The following is a 17,801-nucleotide window of genomic DNA, read 5'->3' on the forward strand; positions in this document are numbered from 1 at the left end:
TCGCGCAAACCATTTTGCAGTGGCCGTAAAGTCACCGCGAATGCATAGAACGGTTACGCTTGCCGCGCGTTACCGGATACGGCGGCCGATCACGCGATCGACCCGCCCGCACTAAGGAGAAGCCCTTGGCTAACATCACCCTGGTCGACGACGACGAGAACATCGTGGCCTCCGTCTCTCTGGCGCTGGAAAGCCACGGCCATACGGTGACCGCCTATCACGACGGCGCGTCGGGCCTGGAAGCGTTGGAGGCCACCCCGCCGGACCTAGCCATCCTGGACGTCAAGATGCCCCGTATGGACGGCATGGAAGTGCTGCGCCGTCTGCGCCAGACCTCCAGCATTCCTGTCATCATGCTGACGTCCAAGGACGAGGAGATCGACGAGATCCTCGGCTTCAACCTCGGCGCCGACGACTACATCCACAAGCCCTTCAGCCAGCGCCTGCTGATTGAACGGGTGAAGGCCCTGCTGCGCCGCGCGGGCGTGGAAGGCCTCGACCCGATCGATCCCGCCGCCGTCGAAGCCGGCAAGGCGATCAAGCGCGGCAAGCTGTCGATGGACCCGGCGCGCCACGAATCGACCTGGGACGGCCGTCCGGTCAAGCTGACCGTCACCGAGTTCCTGCTGCTGCAAGCCCTGGCCCAGCGCCCCGGTTTCGTGAAGAGCCGCGACAATCTGATGGACGCCGCCTATGACGATCAGGTCTATGTCGACGACCGCACCATCGACAGCCATGTGAAACGGATGCGAAAGAAGTTCCGCATGGTCGACCCTGAATTCGACGCTATCGAGACCCTGTATGGCGTCGGATACCGCTACCGCGAGAGCTGAACCTGAAGACGCCCCGGCGCGGCGCCGATTCCGCTTCGGCGGATCGCGCCTGGGCGGCTTCATCCTGGCCCTCAATCTTCTCAGCCTGCTGATCCTGTTCGGCGGCGCCCTGCTGCTGAACGAGTGGCGGCGCGGTCTGATCGAGGCGCGCCAGGAATCGCTGGGCGTTCAGGCTGAACTGCTGGCCAACGTCCTGGGCGAACTGGGCATCACCCAGGGCGACCCCTATCCCATGCTGGATGACCGTGCGGCCGCCCTGTGGCTGCGCGACAACTTCATCCCGGCAGGCCAGCGCGCCCGCCTGTTCGACATGGACGGGATCGAGGTGTCGGACTCCTATCGGGTCAGCGACGCCATCCCCGGCGCCCCCCTGCCTCCGGCCAACCCGGCGGGCACGGCCCTGGCCCCGACCGAGCCTTCACGCCGCGAAACCGCCCGCTTGACCCGCGCCGACGCCGAACTGTCGGCCGAGGTCGAGCGCGCCCTGCAGGGCACGCCTCAAGCCGCCATCCGCCGCAATGAAGAGGGCGAGCGCGTCGTCTCCGTCTCCCTGCCCGTGCGCCATGTGCAGCAGGTCCTGGGCGTGCTGACCCTGGAAGCGGGCGACGTCAACGCCACCCTGGACGCGCAACGCCGCGCCCTGATGCCCTTCGCCCTGGTGGCCTTGGCGGTGAACCTGCTGGCGTCGCTGGTGCTGCACCTGTTCGTGGCGCGGCCGGTGATGCGGCTGTCGGCGGCGGCGGACCAGGTGCGCCTGCAGCGCGCCCGCGCCATCTCCCTGCCCGACCTCGAGGACCGCCGCGACGAGATCGGCGACCTGGCTCGCGCGCTTGAGTCCATGACCGACACCCTGTCGACGCGCATGGACGCCATCGAGCGCTTCGCCGCCGACGTCAGCCACGAGATCAAGAACCCCCTGACCTCGATCCGCTCGGCGCTGGAGACCCTGCCTTTGGTCAAGACCGATGAGCAGCGGGCTCGCTTGACCAATCTGCTGCAGCAGGACGTACGGCGGCTGGATCGCCTGATCACCGACATCTCCAACGCCTCGCGTCTGGACGCCGAACTGTCGCGCGACCGCCCGCGCGCCATCGACCTGAAGGAACTGCTGGGCGACATCATCGGCGTCTATGAGGCCGGTCAGAAGCCGGGCGAGCCCCCGGTGCGCTTCGTCCTGACCGCCGACAGCGCCCGCGTCATCGGCCGCGACATTCCTCTGGGCCAGGTGTTCCGCAACCTGATCGACAACGCCCGCTCCTTCAGCCCGCCTGGCGGCGAAGTTCGCGTCAGCCTGGAACGCGACGACAGCCAGCCCGACCTGCCCCTGCGCATCCGCGTCGAAGACGACGGCCCCGGCATCCCGGCTGAAAACCTGGAGACGGTGTTCGAACGCTTCTACACCTCTCGGCCCAAGGGCACGGCCTTCGGCGCCAACTCGGGCCTGGGCCTGGCCATCGTGCGCCAGATCATCGACGCCCACGGCGGACACGTCCACGCCGAGAACCGCACCGGCCCCGACGGCGCCGTCGTCGGCGCCCTCTTCGAGGTGCGATTGCCAGCTACGGGCAAGCGCCCGTGACAACGCCGCGCCAGCCCCTGCACGCCACCGTCGCCGCGCTCCGGCTCGGCGGCGCCTGGCGCGGCGTGCTGATCCAGGGACGATCCGGCGTCGGCAAGAGCGATCTGGCCCTGCGGCTGATGCAGAACGGCTGGCGACTGGTCGGCGACGACTGGGTCGAGGTCTTCGCCTGCGAGGGCGCCCTCTACGCCGCCGCGCCCGCGACCATCGCCGGGCGGATGGAGGTGCGCGGCCTGGGCGTCGTCAGCCAGCCTTTCCGGCCGCTGACGCGGATCGCCCTGTCGCTGCGCCTGACCCATGAGCCGGTCGAGCGGATGCCCGAAGCCGCCCAGGACGTGATCGACGGAATCGCGATTCCACGCCTGGTTCTGGACCCACGTCCCGCCTCGGCGCCCCTGGTCGTCGCGGCGGCGATGGACGTCGTCGCAACGCTTCCGCAACGGCGCGACGACGGCGCCCTTTGATCCGCGCCGCGATTGCCCTATGAAACGAGGCTTGTCGCTCGTCGAGGCGAGCTGGGGATGTCTTTGGTGAAGCCTATATGATCGGGCTGGTGATCGTCACCCACGGGGGCCTGGCCTCCGAATTCCTGTCGGCGATGGAGCACGTGGTGGGGCCGCAGCGCGGCGTCGCCGCCATCTGCATCGGCCCTGACGACGACATGGAGCGGCGCCGCCGCGACATCGTCGACGCCGCCGCCGCCGTCGATGAAGGCGAGGGCGTCATCCTGCTGACCGACATGTTCGGCGGCACGCCGTCCAACCTGGCCATCTCGGTGATGGAGCAGACCGGCGCCGAGGTCATCGCCGGCCTGAACCTGCCCATGCTGATCAAGCTGGCCAGCGTGCGCGGCCGCGAGACGCTGGAGGCCTGCGTGGCTCACGCCCAGGACGCGGGCCGCAAATACATCTCGGTGGCGTCGTGGGTGCTGGCGGGCGAGAAATGAGCGACGTCGCCCCTTCCGCTCAGGCGGTGCTGAACATCTGCAACCAGCGCGGCCTGCACGCCCGCGCCTCGGCCAAGTTCGTCAAGCTGGCCTCGGAGTTCGAATCCGAGATCCAGGTGACGCGCGACGGCGTGACCGTGGACGCCCGCTCGATCATGGGTCTGCTGATGCTGGGCGCCGGGATCGGCTGCGGCGTCGAAGTGAAGGCCGAGGGGCCTGACGCCGCTGAGGCGGTCGCCGCCCTTACTGACCTTGTGGCCCGTCGCTTCGACGAGGATCAATAGCCGTCAGGTCCGGCGGCGTGCGGACCACCCCGGCGCACTCGCCCTCCAGCGGCACCCGCACCCCGTCGCCGGAACGATCGGTCCGGTCACGGAACAGGGCCGCGCGCGCCAGGATGATCAGCGTCACCGGCGTCGTCACCGTGAAGAAGACGGCCACCAGCAGCTCGACCGGCATGAACCGCCCCTCGGCCGCAGTGAAATAGACCACCGACCCGCCCAGGATCAGGAACATGCCCAGCGTCGCCCCCAGGGTCGGGGCGTGAACCCGCTCGTAGAAGGTGTTGAGCCGCACCAGGCCCAAGGCGCCGATGAAGGTCAGGCCGGAGCCGGCCAGCACCAGCGCCGCCGCCAGCAGCGCCGCCCAGGTCGGAACATTGGCGGGAAAGCCGCTCATTCGATCACCTCGCCGCGCATCAGGAATTTGGCCAGGGCGACCGAAGAGGTGAAGCCCAGCATGCCGATGATGACGGCCGCATAGAAATACAGATGGCTGCCCGTCCGCACGCCGAAGGCGACGATCAACAGCATCCCGGCCTGATAAAGAGTGTCCAGGCCCAGAATGCGGTCCTGGGCGCGCGGTCCCTTGGCGATGCGCCAGACCCCGATCAGGGCCGCCCCGGCCAGGAACAGCTGCGCCAGGACCAACGCCCAATAGAAGACGGCGCCGGTCATTCGAAGATCTCCATCAGGCGGCGCTCATAGCGGTTCTTGATGCGGCCGGCCCAGTCGTCCTCGTCGTTCAGGTCCAGGATGTGCAGCAGCAGGACGCCCGTCGCATCCTCATACTCGACCCAGATGGTGCCCGGCGTGCTGGTGATGATCACCGCCAGAACGGCCAGGCCGTAACGGTCGCGCATCTCCAGCGGAATGTGGACGAAGCCCGAGACGCGGCTGTCGCGCGAGGCGTTCAACCCCAGGACGACCAGGGCCACCTCCCAGTTCGAACGGATGATGTCGCGCGTCACCACCAGGGCGAAGCTCAGCAGGGTCAGCGGCTTTCTGACGCGAACCGGCTCGACCTCCAGGACGCGCATGATGTGGGGCGCGGCCAGAGCCATCAGCAGGGCCAGGGCCAGGGCCGGCGGCGCGGCCGATCCGCTGAGCAGCACCGAGGCCCCGAACAGGCCCAGCGACAGAATGGGGTGAGGCAGGACCGCCCGGATCATGAGCCGCCTCCCAGCACCGCGCGGACATAGGCGTCGGGCCGCACCAGCCAGTCGGCCGTGTGGTCGGCATAGGCGAAGCCCGCCTCGCCGAAGATCGCCAGGAAGATGCAGGCCGCCAGCAGGCCGGCGATGGCCACCCCTTCGGCGGCGCCGACCACGACCGCCGGCTCGGCGTCGTCGTCCCGCGCCCACAGGGCCGCCATGCCCAGGCGCGTCAGCCCGATCAGAGCGCCTAGCGACGCCAGCGACAGGGCCGCGATCACGCCATAGCCCGCCCAGCCGCCGACGCCCGACAGGGCGTCCATCATGGCCAGTTTGCCGATGAACCCCGCCAGCGGCGGCAGGCCCGCGATCATCAGGGTCGAGATCAGGAAGGCGCCGCCCAGGGCCGCCACGGCCGCCGGAATCACCAGACCCGGCTCATTGCGCTCGTCGTCGTCGAAGGGGTCGATGTACTCATCCTCAAAGACGGCGCGTCCCGAACGCGCGCCGGGATCCTGGCCCCGGTTCAGCACCTCGGCCAGCATGAACAGGGCGCCGCAGGCCAGAGTCGATCCGACCAGGTAGAAGACCGCCCCGCCCAGGACATCGGCGTCGCCTATGCCCACAGCCGCCAGCACCGTGCCCGACGAGACGATGACCGCGTAGGCGGCGGCGATCGACAGGTCGCGCGCCGCGATAATCCCCGCCGTGCCGAAGCCGATGGTCGCCAGCCCGCCCAGCAGGATCCACAGCTGGCCGAACCCGGCCGAGGCCCCGCTGTCCGGCGCGAACAGCAGGAAGCTGAGGCGGATGATCACATAGGCGCCGACCTTGGACAGGATGGCGAAGACGGCGGCGGCCGGGGCGCTTGCCGCCGAATAGGTGGTGGTCAGCCAGAAGCCCAGCGGCCACATGGCGCACTTGGTCAGGAAGGCCACGCCCAGGACGGCCGCGCCGACGTGGAACAGGCCCCGATCGGCCTCGGCGATCTGGGGGATGCGCACGGCCAGATCGGCCATGTTGAGGGTGCCGGTGACACCGTAGATCAGGCTGACCCCGATCAGGAACAGCATGGAGGCCGTCAGGTTGACGGCGATATAGGCCAGCCCCGCCCGGATGCGCGCCTCGCCCGACCCATGCAGGGCCAGGCCGTAGGAAGCCGCCAGCATGATCTCGAAGAAGACGAACAGGTTGAACAGGTCGCCCGTCAGGAAGGCCCCGTTGACCCCCATCACCAGCAGCAGGAACAGGGCGTGGAAACGCGGCCCTGCCCGGTCCCATCGCGCCAGGGCGAAGATCATGGAGCAGGCGCCCAGGACGCTGGTCAGGGCCACCATCAAGGTCGACAGACGGTCGGCCACCAGGACGATGCCGAACGGCGCCGGCCAGTCGCCCAACTGATAGACGCGGGCGGTGTCGCCCCCGCCCGTCGCCCCGGTCGCGCTCTCGTGCAGCAGGGCCAGGGCCATGGCCAGGATGGCGGCCATGGCGAACAGGCTGAGGCCGCCCTTCAGCAGGCGGCGGCGCTCGTCGAACAGCAGCATGGCCGCGGCGATGACCATGGGCAGGACGATCGGCCCGATGATCAGATGTTCCTGCCAATCGGTCATTCGGACGCCTCCTGGCCGTCGACATGGTCGCTGCCGGTCTCGCCGCGCGAGGCGAGCAGCACCACCAGGAACAGGGCCGTCAAGGCGAAGCTGATGACGATGGCCGTCAGCACCAGGGCCTGGGGCGTCGGGTCGGCGTAGAGCGCGGGGTCTTCCGCCCCCTTGCTGGTGATCGGCGGCGCGGCCGACCGCAGCCGCCCCATGGAGAAGATGAACAGGTTGACCGCATAGGAGACCAGCGACAGACCGATGATGACCTGGAAGGTGCGCGGGCGCAGCATCAGCCACACGCCCGAGCCGGTCAGGACGCCTATGGCCAGGGCCAGGACGATCTGGGTCATTGCGTCCCTCCCTTCTGCTCGGCTTCCGCCTCGGCCTCAGCCTCGGCTTCCTCGATGCGCGCGCGGCGCAACGACTGGTGGGCCAGGGCGACCAGCACCAGCACCGTGGCGCCCACCACCAGCACCACCACGCCCAGATCGAACAGGACGGCGCTGGCCAGCGGCACCCGGCCCAGCAGCGGCAGGTCGGCGTACTGGAAATAGGTGGTCAGGAAGGGCTGGTCGAACACCCAGCCCACCGCTCCGCTGAGCGCGGCCAGCAGCAGGCCGACGCCGATCCAGATAATGGGGCGGATCTCCAGCCGCTCCTCCACCCAACGAGCGCCGGACGACATGTATTGCAGGATGAAGGCGATCGACAGCGCCACCCCCGCCGCGAAGCCGCCGCCGGGCAGGTCATGCCCGCGCAGGAACAGATGCACGGCCAGAAGGATGATGAAGGGGAACAACCAGCGCATCACCACGCCGGGGATCATCATGGTGTCGCTGAGGGTGTCGCCCTCGGTGCGGCCTTCACGGGCGCGGTCAGAGGCGTCCTGAACCCGCTTCTGCATCGGCTGGAACAGACTGTCGCTGGCCGGACGGAAACGGCGCAACAGGGCCAGCACCGTCAGGCCGACGACGCCCAGGACGGTGATCTCGCCGAAGGTGTCGAAGGCGCGGAAATCGACCAGGATGACGTTGACGACGTTGCGTCCGCCCGCCTCCTCATAGGCCTTCTCGACGAAGAAGCGCGATACGCCCTCGACGGGCGGGCGGACCATGACGGCCCAGGCGATCAGGGCCACGCCCGCGCCGGCGCAGATGGCGATCCCCCGATCCAGACGACGGCGCCAACGCGCGCGGCGTTGCTCGGACTCGGGAACGTGGATCTCGACCAGACGCTTGGGCAGCCAGCGCAGGCCCAGCAACAGCAGCACCGTCGTCACCACCTCGACCACCAGCTGGGTCAGGGCCAGATCGGGCGCCGACAGCCAGACGAAGGTCAGACAACTGGCCAGGCCCGCCCCGCCCATCAGGATGACGGCGGCCAGGCGGTGATATTTGGCCTGCCAGGCGGCGGCCAGGGCGCAGGCCCCGCCCGCCAGCCACAGGGCGGCGAAGGCCAGGTTATGCGCCTGAGGAACGCGGAACTCGGGCCAGGTCAGCACGAAGCCGCCCGCCGCCGCCACCACCGCCGAGAGCAGGGCCGTCAGCAGGATCAGGCGCAGTTGCGGCTGCAGGCGCTGCGCGCCCAGGTGGCGCACGACCCACTGCGACAGGTCCATCAGAATGACCTGGGACCGCTCGAACAGATAGCCGCCGTTCAGCCGCTTCATGCCCCAGGGACCACCACGCGGATTGGCGTTCAGCGCCTTGCCGAACACGACATAGAGGCCGATCCCGCCCGCCATGGCGATGACGCTGAGCAGCAGCGGCAGGTTGAAGCCGTGCCACAGGGCCAGGCTGTAATAGGGCAGATCGAAGCCCAGCATGGTCACGGCCGCGCTGCGCAGGAAGGGGCCGACGGTGATGGCGGGAAAGATTCCGACCAGCAGACACAGGGCCACCAGCACTTCAACCGGGCGCCGCATCCAGGCTGGCGGCTCATGCGGGACGCGGTCCAGTTCGGTCGGCGGCGGGCCGAAGAAGGTGCTGTGGATGAAGCGCAGCGAATAGAGGACGCTGAAGGCGCTCGCCAGGGTCGCCAACACCGGCAGCGCCTGGTTCAGCGCCGAGGTCTGGGTGCTGGCCAGGGCCTCGGCCAGGAACATCTCCTTGGACAGGAAGCCGTTCAGCAATGGCACGCCCGCCATAGCGGCGGCGGCGACCATGGCCAGGGTGGCGGTGATCGGCATGAAACGGATCAGGCCGCTGAGCTTGCGCATGTCGCGCGAGCCGGCCTCGTGGTCGATGATGCCCGCCGCCATGAACAGGGAGGCCTTGAAGGTGGCGTGGTTGATGGTGTGGAAGATGGCGGCGATCGCGCCCAGGTCAGACCCCAGCCCCAGCAACAGGCAGATCAGGCCCAGGTGGCTGATGGTCGAATAGGCCAGTAGGCCCTTCAGGTCGTGCTGGAAGATGGCGCACCAGGCGCCGACCAGCAGGGTCGTCAGCCCCAGGCCGCCGACCACGAAATACCACATCTCGGTCTCGCCGAAGACGGGCCAGAACCGCATCAGCAGGAAGACGCCCGCCTTCACCATGGTGGCCGAGTGCAGATAGGCGCTGACCGGCGTCGGCGCCGCCATGGCGCGCGGCAGCCAGATGTGGAACGGGAACTGGGCGCTCTTGGTCAGGGCGCCGATCAGGATCAGACCCAGGGCGACCGGATAGAGCGGGCTGGCCAGGATGACGTCGCGCGCGCCGATGACGGCGTCGAGCTCATAGCTGCCGACGATGCGCCCGATCAGGATCATGCCGACCAGCAGAGCCACCCCGCCCGTGGCCGTGATCGACAGGGCCATGCGCGCGCCCTCGCGCGCCGAGGCGTTCTGGTGCCAGTAGCCGATCAGCAGGAAGGAGAAGAGGCTGGTCAGCTCCCAGAAGACGACCAGCTGGATCAGGTTGCCCGACAGCACCACGCCCTGCATGGCGCCCATGAAGGCCAGCAGGAAGGAGAAGAAGCGCGGCACCGGATCCTTCGGCGACATGTAATAGCGCGCATACAGAACCACGAGCGCGCCGATCCCCAGGATCAGGGCGCTGAACAGCCAGGACAGGCCGTCCAGGCGAATGGTCAGATTGACCCCCAGCGACGGCAGCCAGGCCAGGGTCAGCTTCAGAACCTCGCCGTCCTGGAACCTGGGCCAGAGCACCGCCAGACAGCCGACGCTGATCAGGGCGATGATCCACGACAGGATGGCCGCAGCGGTGCGCGCGTGACGCGGCAACCCCGAAGCGATCATGGCCCCGATGAAGGGCAGGACGAGAATGACGAGCAGAAGGAAGCTGGCGGGCACGGGCGTGTCGATCATCTCCGAAGAATTTTGGGACGGCGTCCGAAAGGCTGCGGATCGCGCCTCATCGTTCTGCCAGAGTTTTTCCTAAGGGAAATGACGCGCTTGCGTCAAAGCGACGAGTTGACGCGATTGTGACCGTAGCGGGAGCGATTGGAACGCAAAAAGACTAAGATTGATTCTGATAATCGTTCGCACTAAAGCAGGCCCAGTTTCAACCGGGGTCTCGCCGATGCGTTCGCTACTCATGATTTCTGTCGGGCTGACCGCCCTCGCCGCCGCCGTTCCCGCCGTCGCCGCGCCCGCCGTCGAAGACAATGCGATCGACCTGAACGAGCCCGTGCGCGTGGCCCCGGTCACCGTCGTCGGCACCCGCACCGAGCGCCGCGTCGACGAAGTGCCCGCCAGCATCAGCGTCATCACCGCCAAGGATATCGAGACCAACCTCGTCACCGACATCAAGGATCTGATCCGGTTCGAGCCGGGCGTCAGCGTCCCGACCAGCCCCGCCCGCTTCTCGGCCGCCCTGTCCGGCGCCGGGCGCGACGGCAATTCAGGCTTCACCATTCGCGGCATGGGCGGCAACCGCGTGCTGATCGTCCAGGACGGCGTACGCGTGCCGGACAGCTTCGCCTTCGGCGCCCAGTCGGTCGGACGCGGCGGCTACAATGATCTGGACCTGGTCAAGTCGGTCGAGATCCTGCGCGGCCCGGCCTCGGCCCTCTATGGTTCGGACGGCATCGCCGGAGCGGTCAGCTTTACCTCGAAAGACCCGTCCGACTTCATCGAGGCGGGCCGCAACTTCGGCGCCCGTGCGCGCGTCGGCTACAACTCGGCCGATGAAGGCTGGACCGAGGGCTTGGCCCTGGCCGGACGCAGCGGCGCGTTCTCGGGCCTGCTGGCCTACACCCGCCGTGACGCCCAGGAGACCGAAAACATGGCCGAAACGGGCGGCGTCGGCGCGGCCCGCACCCAGCCCAACCCCCAGGATTTCGCCTCCAACGCCGTGCTGGCCAAGCTAGTCTGGGACGTGAACCCGGACCACGTCCTGCGCCTGACCTACGACCACTTCGACCAAGACATGAGCGGCGACGCCCTAAGCACCCACGGCTCCAGCACCATGGCCATGCCCGGCCGCACCACCGTCACCACCGTCAATCAGGTTCTGGCCGAGGACGAGACCCAGCGCGATCGCATCAGCCTGGACTGGCGCTTCAATGACTTCCTGGGCCTGGACAAGGGTTCGATCGCCGCCTTCTGGCAGGACGCGACCACGCGCCAGTTCACCTTTGAAGACCGCGACATCACCACCATCGTCGGCGCCGCCCCGCCCGTCACCGTCTCAGCCGACCGCACCCGCGACGTGACCTTCGACAACACCGTCTGGGGCCTGGCCGCACAAGGCTCGAAGTCGTTCGGCGGCGAGAGCGTCCGCCACCGCATCACCTTCGGCGCCGACTGGTCGCGCACGACGCAGGAGGGCGTTCGCGACGGCACCGTGCCGCCGATGGGCGAGCCCTTCCCCGCCCGCCCCTTCCCCAAGACCGAGTTCGACCTGGCGGGCCTGTTCATCCAGGACGAGATCGACCTGCTGGGCGGCCGCCTCAGCATCATCCCGGCCCTGCGCTACGACTGGTATGAGCTGACGCCCAAGAAGGACGCCCTGTTCCCCGCCGCCGCCGAAAAGCAGAGCGACAGCCATCTGTCGCCCAAGATCGGCGTCATCTACTGGGCCGACGATCACTTCGGCGTCTTCGCCAACTACGCCCAGGGCTTCAAGGCGCCCTCGCCGATGCAGGTGAACAACTTCTTCGCCAACCCGGTGTTCGGCTATGAGTCCATCCCCAACCCGGACCTGAAGCCCGAGACCAGCGAAAGCGTCGAAGGCGGCTTCCGCTTCCGCAATCTGGCGGTCTTCGGCGGCAACCTGTCGCTGCAGACCACGGCCTTCCGCACGAACTACAACGACTTCATCAACCAGGTGGTGGTGCGCGGCACGGGCCGTCCCGGCGTCGACCCGCTGATCTATCAGTACGTCAACCTGACCACGGTGAAGATCTGGGGTCTGGAAGCGCGCGGCGACATCCATTGGGACAACGGCTTCTCGACCATCGTCGCCGCCTCCTTCGCCGACGGCGAGCAGGAGACCCAAGGCGAGCGCGGCTCCCTGACCAGCGTCGATCCGATCAAGCTGGTCGGCGGTCTGAACTACGCCGCCCCCTCAGGCGTCTGGGGCGGCGGCGCCACCGTCACCTGGTCCGACCGCAAGTCGAACCATGAGTGCGGCGGCGGCCTGTGCTGGCCGGGCGAATCCTTCACCCTGCTGGACGTCACCGCCTTCTGGAACGTGGCCGAGCGGGCCACCCTGCGCGCCGGCGTCTTCAACGTCTTCGACGAGAAATACGCCTGGTGGAGCGACGTGCGCGGCCTGAACCGCCCCGCCGTCGGCGCCAGCCCCGCCACGCTCGACGCCTTCACCCAGCCAGGCCGCAACGTCGGCGTCTCCCTGAGCGTGCGCCTGTGACGCGCCCGACCCTGCCCATAGCCAAGGAGCCTTCCATGCGCGCCATTCTGATCGCCGCCGCCCTGCTGACCGGGGCGACGCCCGCCGCCCTGGCGACCACCGCCGTCGCCCAAGCCGCACAGGCCGCCACGACCGTCCGCAGTCCTCAGTTCGAACGCGATCGCCAGTCGATCCTGGCCCAGGCCGGAGCGTTCCGCGTCCACTTCGACATGCGCGAGAACGTCAGCTTCCGCGCCGACTACGACCCGCTGGAGGAACAGCTGTCCGGCGGGACCGAAATCGTCCGCCTGGTCTACGACAACGGCGACCGCATCAGCCTGCAGCACATCCTGGTGATGGAGCACGGGGGCCAAAGCGTCGTCGTCAAACACTGGCGCCAGGACTGGGTCTATCAGCCGCAAACCGTCCTGACCTATGTCGGCGACAACAGCTGGCGCACCACACCCGTCCCCGCTTCTGAGCGCGAGGGCGCCTGGTCCCAGACCGTGTGGCAGACAGACGATTCCCCGCGTTACGGCGGCGTCGGCCGCTGGACCTATGAGAACGGGCTGAGCGCCTGGACCTCCGGCCCGACCTGGCGGCCGCTGGCCCGCCGCGATGCCGTGCGCAACCCGGTCTACGACCGCTATCTGGGCGCCAACCGCCATATCCTGAAGCATGACGGCTGGGTCCACATCCAGGACAATATGAAGCTGTCGGGCAAGGGCGGCGGCGAGCTGGTCGCCATCGTCCAGGAAGACGTCATCAACAGCTATGACGCCTCGACCGCCTTCTCACCCAAGGCCGGCGACGACTACTGGACGGCGACGAAAACCTATTGGGCCGCCGTGCGCGACGCCTGGGACGCGGTCATCGCCCGCGACGGCGGCGTCCATGTCGCGGAAGAAGCCCAGACGGGCGCCATCACCGCCCCGCCTCTGATGAAGTTGGCCGATCAGGTCCAGGCCGGCGAACTGACCACCGAGGCGGCGATCACCCAGGCCCGCGCCTTGATCGAGGCCACCGCCCGCTAACGCAAAACGCCCCCCGCTCCAGCCATGGAACGGGGGGCGTTTCAATTCAGGCCTTGGATGTCAGGCGTCAGCCTTCGCCCATGCCCTCGGCCGGGCGCGGGGCGCCGCCCGCCCGCACCGCCGCCTCGATGCGGCCGCCGACGTCGGGGTCGATGCTCTTCCAATAGTCGAAAGCGCGCTCCAGCACCGGCGAGCGTACGCCGCCCAGCAGGCTGCCCGCCACCTGATCGACCAGCTTGGCGCGTTGATCGTCATTGAACACCTCGCGCACCAGAACGCCCGGCTGGGTGAAATCGTCATCCTCGGCGTGCAACGTATAGGCGCTGCGGACCAGCGCGCCGTCGGCCTCCCAGCCGTCATGGACCGGGCCGGCTTCGTCCGACCAGGTGCGGCCGCCGCTGTTGGGCACATAGACCGGCTGGGCGCCCGAGTGGTGATAGGCCATCTGCCCGTCGAACATATAGGTGTTCACCGGAACCTTGGGCTGGTTCACCGGAAGCTGGTGGAAGTTGGTCCCGATGCGGTTCCGCTGGGCGTCGTTATAGGCGAAGGCCCGGCCCAGCAGCATCTTGTCCGGCGACAGGCCGATGCCGGGCACGGTGTTGCCAGGCGAGAAGGCGGCCTGCTCGATCTGGGCGAAGAAGTTCTCCGGGTTGCGGTTCAGCGTCATCACGCCGACCGGGATCAGCGGATAGTCCTTGTGCGACCAGGTCTTGGTCAGGTCGAAGGGGTTGACCCGATAGGTCGCCGCCTCGGCGTAGGGCATGACCTGGACCGACAGATCCCAGACCGGATGCTCGCCGCGCGCGATGGCGTCGAACAGGTCGCGACGGTGGAAGTCCGCGTCGGCGCCCGACATGGCGGCGGCCTCGGCGTTGGAGAAGAAGGCCATGCCCTGACGGGTGTGGAAGTGATACTTGACCCAGAATTTCTCACCCGCGGCGTTGATCCACATATAGGTGTGGGAGCCGTAGCCGTTCATCTCGCGCCAGGTGCGCGGCAGGCCCCGCACGCCCATCAGATAGGTCACCTGGTGCGCTGTCTCGGGGTTGTTAGTCCAGAAGTCCCACTGCATATGATTATCGCGGAGCCCTGAGTCCGGCAGGCGCTTCTGGCTGCGGATGAAGTGCGGGAACTTCATCGGATCGCGCACGAAGAAGACCGGGGTGTTGTTGCCCACCAGGTCGTAGTTGCCCTCGTCCGTATAGAATTTCAGTGAGAAGCCGCGCACGTCGCGCCAGGTGTCCGGGCTGCCCTGCTCGCCCGCCACGGTCGAGAAACGAGCCAGCATTTCGGTCTGGGCGCCCGGCTGGAACAGGGCCGCCTTGGTGTAGGCCGAGACGTCGTGCGTGGTCTCGAATACGCCGAACGCGCCCGACCCCTTGGCGTGCGGCTGGCGCTCGGGAACCTTCTCGCGATTGAAGTGGGCCATCTGCTCCAGGAAGTGCACATCGTGCAGCACGATCGGCCCGTTGGGACCGACGCTGAGCGAGTTCCGATCACTGACCGCCGGGGCGCCTGCGCCCGTCGTAGAGCCTGATTTCTGTTGGGTCATCGCCTGTCTCCTCTGCCGCCCGCCGCATCCTTCCGCAGCCGAGCTTGGCTTATGAGATGGAGCAGAGGCGCTGAATTGCAACCGTCTCTGTCGCTGAAAAGACGGCCGTTCTTGACCGGTCGACAGGTCCACGCGGGACAGCCCCAACAACCTCGCCGGACCCAGGTCTCGGTCAGCAATCTCAGTAGGCGACAATCGCAGAACGACCTTAAGGCCAGGCCGTTCCGGCCAACGTCACAACAGACGAAGCGCGCCCTGAAGCGTTTCGGCGGCGTGCGCCTGACCGGGGATCACGGCGATCAGAACCGCCGTCGCCAGCGCCAGGCCCGCGATCGTCAGCGGCGCGATCGCTCGCGGTGAAATCGTGAACTTCATCCCCGTCCATCCCCCTTTGCGATAACAGCGGACGCTAGGGTGGCTTCGTGATGGCTCCGGCACATTTCGGCGGCGGTCCGGCCAAGTTTCGACGACAGAGGTTTGGCGGAATCTCGCTCATCGGATGATTTTCTTGACGCTCGCTCGGCGAGCTTAATGCCTTTTGGGCATCAAATACGAACAAATAGGCATTTTAGGTCATGACATGCGGCGCCTAAGGTTCGTCTCAACAAGAAGCGCGGAGACGACAGGGTGCAGGGATCAGCGATTGAGCGGGTGGAGACGATCGTCCTCGACGTGCCGACCATCCGGCCGCACGTCCTGTCGGTCGCCACCATGCAGTCGCAGACCGTGGTCCTGGTGCGTCTGCACTGCGCCGACGGGATCGAAGGGATCGGCGAAGGCACCACCATCGGCGGCCTGAACTACGGCGGCGAAAGCCCTGAAGGCATCAAGCTGGCCATCGACGCCTATTTCGCGCCGCTGCTGATCGGCACCGATTCCACCCGCCCGGCCGTCATAATGGAGCGCCTGCGTCGTTCAATCATCGACAACCGCTTCGCCAAGAACGCCGTCGAGACCGCCCTGCTGGACATTCAGGGCAAGCGGCTGGGCGTGCCGGTCAGCGAGCTTCTGGGCGGGCGCATCCGCGACCGTCTGCCGGTGCTGTGGACCTTGGCCAGCGGCGACACCGCCCAGGACATCGCCGAGGCCGAGACCATGCTGGCGTCGGGTCGGCACACCGCCTTCAAGCTGAAGATCGGCAAGCGTCCCGTGCAGGAAGACGTCGCCCACGTGGCGGCGATCAAGCGCGCCCTGGGCGACCGGGCCAGCATCCGCGTCGACGTCAACCAGGCCTGGAGCGAGGCCGCCGCCAAGCGCGCCCTGCCCCTGCTGGCCGAGGCGGGCGTCGATCTGGTCGAACAGCCGATCCGCGCCCATGCGACGGCGGGCATGGCCCGGCTGACGGCCATGGGCCTGATCCCCATCATGGCCGACGAAGCCCTGCATGGGCCGGAGAGCGGCTACGCCCTGGCCTGCGGTCAGGCGGCCGACGTCTTCGCCCTCAAGATCGCCCAGGCCGGCGGCCTGACCGAAGCCAAGCGCCTGGCCGGGATCGCCCAGGCGGCGGGCATCGCCCTTTACGGCGGCACCATGCTGGAGGGACCGGTCGGCACCATCGCCTCGGCCCAGTTGTTCGCCACCCTGCCCGAGATCGAGTTCGGCACCGAACTGTTCGGTCCCCTGCTGCTGACCGAGGAACTGCTGGCCCAGCCGCTGCACTACGCCGACGGCTGCCTGACCGTGCCCAGCGGGCCGGGCCTGGGTCTTCAACTGAACGAGGACGCCGTTGCGGCGCTTCGTCGAGACCGAGGCGCCCGGACCTCGGTCATCACGCCAAAGCTGGTTGTGGGGTAAATCGATGCTGTTTCATGTGACCATGGATGTGCGCATTCCGCACGACGCCGACCCGGCGAGGATCGACCGCCTGAAGGCCGAGGAAAAGGCCCGCGCCCAGGATCTGCAGCGTCAGGGAATCTGGCGTCACCTGTGGCGCGTCGCCGGGCGATACAGCAACGTCAGCATCTTCGACGTCGCCGACGCCCAGACGCTGCATGACCTTCTCAGCACCCTGCCGCTGTTTCCCTACATGGACGTCCAGGTCACCGCCCTGTGCCGCCATCCGTCATCGATCCACGAGGACGATCGCTAAGAGCCCCCAAGGGCCAAATACACTGGAGAGGAAGAAGACATGACCGAAGATTTCGTCGCCACGCCCGAGGTGCAGACGTTGCTGGATCGCGCCAGCGGCATGACCGTCGACGGCGGAGACCCCCGACTGAAGTCCATCACCCGCGACGTGGTCGAGGCCCTGATGCGCGTCATCGTCAAGCACGATGTCAGCGAGGACGAGTTCTGGGGCGCGATCAAATTCTTCCAGGACGGCGCCCAGGAGTTCGGTCTGATCGTGCCCGGTTCGGGCCTTGAGCACTTCATGGATCTGTTCCTCGACGCCAAGGACGCCGAGGCGGGCCGCACCGGCGGCACGCCGCGCACCATCGAAGGCCCCCTCTATGTCGAGGGCGCGCCGCTGGTCGAAGGCGAAAACGTCAACCTGACCGACGACGCCGACGACACCGACACCCTGTATATGACCGGCAACATCGTCGGCCCCGACGGCGAGGCCCCCGCCGACGCCATCCTTCATGTCTGGCACGCCAATTCGAAGGGCTTCTATTCCCACTTCGACCCGACCGGCGAGCAGACCCCGTTCAACAATCGTCGCCGCATCAAGCTCGGCGCCGACGGCCGCTACTATTTCAGCTCCAAGATGCCGAACGGCTATTCGGTGCCGCCCAACGGCGCGACCGACCGGATGCTGAAGGCCATCGGCCGTCACGGCAACCGCCCGGCCCACGTCCACTTCTTCGTCGAGGCGCCCGGCTATCGTTCGCTGACGACCCAGATCAACTTCGGCGACGATCCGTTCGCGGCCGACGACTTCGCCTTCGCCACCCGCGACGGCCTGCTGCCGGTGCCGCAGCGTCAGGGCGACAGCGCCTATGTCGCCTTCGACTTCACCCTGCAGCGCGCCGCTGAAAAGGCGGACGAGAACCTGTCCGGCCGCGCCCGCGCGGCGGCCTGATCGAAGG

General features: G+C 67.8%; 18 protein-coding genes. 10 read left to right on the forward strand and 8 right to left on the reverse strand.

Going from position 1 to position 17,801, the window contains the following annotated elements:
- The first annotated feature begins 125 nt into the window (after nt 1-125).
- From FM111_RS02500 to FM111_RS02520, 5 genes are all read left to right on the forward strand, one after another.
- Nucleotides 126-833, forward strand: a complete 708-nt coding sequence (locus FM111_RS02500; RefSeq protein ID WP_087139151.1) for a response regulator transcription factor — start codon at nt 126-128, stop codon at nt 831-833.
- Nucleotides 802-2,412, forward strand: a complete 1,611-nt coding sequence (locus FM111_RS02505; RefSeq protein ID WP_087139152.1) for an ATP-binding protein — start codon at nt 802-804, stop codon at nt 2,410-2,412. The genes FM111_RS02500 and FM111_RS02505 overlap by 32 nt, the downstream gene beginning before the upstream one ends.
- Nucleotides 2,409-2,876: an HPr kinase/phosphorylase gene (locus tag FM111_RS02510; protein ID WP_087139153.1), complete on the forward strand. Its 468-nt coding sequence runs from the start codon at nt 2,409-2,411 to the stop codon at nt 2,874-2,876. Before FM111_RS02505 ends, FM111_RS02510 begins: the two co-directional genes overlap by 4 nt.
- Before the next feature lie 77 nt (nt 2,877-2,953).
- A complete protein-coding gene (locus tag FM111_RS02515) occupies nt 2,954-3,358 on the forward strand; it encodes a PTS sugar transporter subunit IIA (RefSeq protein ID WP_087139154.1) in 405 nt (134 codons plus the stop codon).
- Entirely contained in the window at nt 3,355-3,642 is a 288-nt protein-coding gene (locus FM111_RS02520; RefSeq protein WP_087139155.1) for an HPr family phosphocarrier protein, read from the forward strand. Before FM111_RS02515 ends, FM111_RS02520 begins: the two co-directional genes overlap by 4 nt.
- On the opposite strand, the gene mnhG is transcribed toward FM111_RS02520, so the two are convergent.
- Genes mnhG through FM111_RS02550 form a run of 6 tightly spaced genes read right to left on the reverse strand, consistent with a single transcriptional unit; the run spans nt 3,602 to nt 9,698 of the window.
- The gene (mnhG, locus tag FM111_RS02525) at nt 3,602-4,036 is read right to left on the reverse strand and encodes a monovalent cation/H(+) antiporter subunit G (RefSeq protein ID WP_087139156.1); all 435 of its coding nucleotides are present in this window, start codon (nt 4,034-4,036) and stop codon (nt 3,602-3,604) included. The two genes, FM111_RS02520 and mnhG, sit on opposite strands and share 41 nt — an antisense overlap.
- Nucleotides 4,033-4,314: a K+/H+ antiporter subunit F gene (locus FM111_RS02530; protein WP_087139157.1), complete on the reverse strand. Its 282-nt coding sequence runs from the start codon at nt 4,312-4,314 to the stop codon at nt 4,033-4,035. Before FM111_RS02530 ends, mnhG begins: the two co-directional genes overlap by 4 nt.
- Nucleotides 4,311-4,808 carry a Na+/H+ antiporter subunit E gene (locus tag FM111_RS02535; protein WP_087139158.1) on the reverse strand — a complete coding sequence of 166 codons (498 nt, stop codon included), beginning with the start codon at nt 4,806-4,808 and terminating at the stop codon, nt 4,311-4,313. Before FM111_RS02535 ends, FM111_RS02530 begins: the two co-directional genes overlap by 4 nt.
- On the reverse strand, nt 4,805-6,400 hold the full coding sequence (locus FM111_RS02540; protein WP_087139159.1) for a monovalent cation/H+ antiporter subunit D: 1,596 nt from the start codon (nt 6,398-6,400) through the stop codon (nt 4,805-4,807). Before FM111_RS02540 ends, FM111_RS02535 begins: the two co-directional genes overlap by 4 nt.
- Nucleotides 6,397-6,741, reverse strand: a complete 345-nt coding sequence (locus FM111_RS02545) for a Na+/H+ antiporter subunit C (protein WP_087139160.1) — start codon at nt 6,739-6,741, stop codon at nt 6,397-6,399. Before FM111_RS02545 ends, FM111_RS02540 begins: the two co-directional genes overlap by 4 nt.
- Nucleotides 6,738-9,698 (reverse strand): monovalent cation/H+ antiporter subunit A, encoded by a 2,961-nt coding sequence (locus tag FM111_RS02550; RefSeq protein WP_087139161.1) that lies wholly within the window; start codon nt 9,696-9,698, stop codon nt 6,738-6,740. The genes FM111_RS02545 and FM111_RS02550 overlap by 4 nt, the downstream gene beginning before the upstream one ends.
- Before the next feature lie 214 nt (nt 9,699-9,912).
- On the opposite strand from FM111_RS02550, the gene FM111_RS02555 reads away from it, so the two are divergent.
- Nucleotides 9,913-12,204, forward strand: coding sequence for a TonB-dependent hemoglobin/transferrin/lactoferrin family receptor (locus tag FM111_RS02555; protein WP_087139162.1), 2,292 nt, complete (start codon nt 9,913-9,915; stop codon nt 12,202-12,204).
- Nucleotides 12,205-12,239: 35 nt separating this feature from the next.
- Nucleotides 12,240-13,217, forward strand: coding sequence for a DUF6607 family protein (locus FM111_RS02560; protein ID WP_087139163.1), 978 nt, complete (start codon nt 12,240-12,242; stop codon nt 13,215-13,217).
- Between the two features lie 67 nt (nt 13,218-13,284).
- Here FM111_RS02560 and FM111_RS02565 read toward each other — a convergent pair whose 3' ends face one another.
- A complete protein-coding gene (locus FM111_RS02565) occupies nt 13,285-14,772 on the reverse strand; it encodes a catalase (protein ID WP_087139164.1) in 1,488 nt (495 codons plus the stop codon).
- Between the two features lie 234 nt (nt 14,773-15,006).
- Entirely contained in the window at nt 15,007-15,147 is a 141-nt protein-coding gene (locus FM111_RS16340) for a hypothetical protein (RefSeq protein WP_179204999.1), read from the reverse strand.
- Between the two features lie 252 nt (nt 15,148-15,399).
- Between FM111_RS16340 and FM111_RS02570 the strand changes: the two genes are divergently transcribed.
- Genes FM111_RS02570 through FM111_RS02580 form a run of 3 tightly spaced genes read left to right on the forward strand, consistent with a single transcriptional unit; the run spans nt 15,400 to nt 17,794 of the window.
- On the forward strand, nt 15,400-16,566 hold the full coding sequence (locus FM111_RS02570) for a muconate/chloromuconate family cycloisomerase (protein WP_218779158.1): 1,167 nt from the start codon (nt 15,400-15,402) through the stop codon (nt 16,564-16,566).
- Nucleotides 16,567-16,570: 4 nt separating this feature from the next.
- Complete coding sequence (gene catC, locus FM111_RS02575) at nt 16,571-16,861, forward strand: muconolactone Delta-isomerase (RefSeq protein WP_087139166.1); 291 nt, start codon at nt 16,571-16,573, stop codon at nt 16,859-16,861.
- A 39-nt stretch (nt 16,862-16,900) separates the two neighbouring features.
- Nucleotides 16,901-17,794 carry a dioxygenase family protein gene (locus tag FM111_RS02580; RefSeq protein ID WP_087139167.1) on the forward strand — a complete coding sequence of 298 codons (894 nt, stop codon included), beginning with the start codon at nt 16,901-16,903 and terminating at the stop codon, nt 17,792-17,794.
- Nucleotides 17,795-17,801 lie beyond the last annotated feature (7 nt).

It is taken from the genome of Brevundimonas diminuta 3F5N (assembly GCF_900163625.1).
GTDB lineage: Bacteria > Pseudomonadota > Alphaproteobacteria > Caulobacterales > Caulobacteraceae > Brevundimonas > Brevundimonas diminuta_A.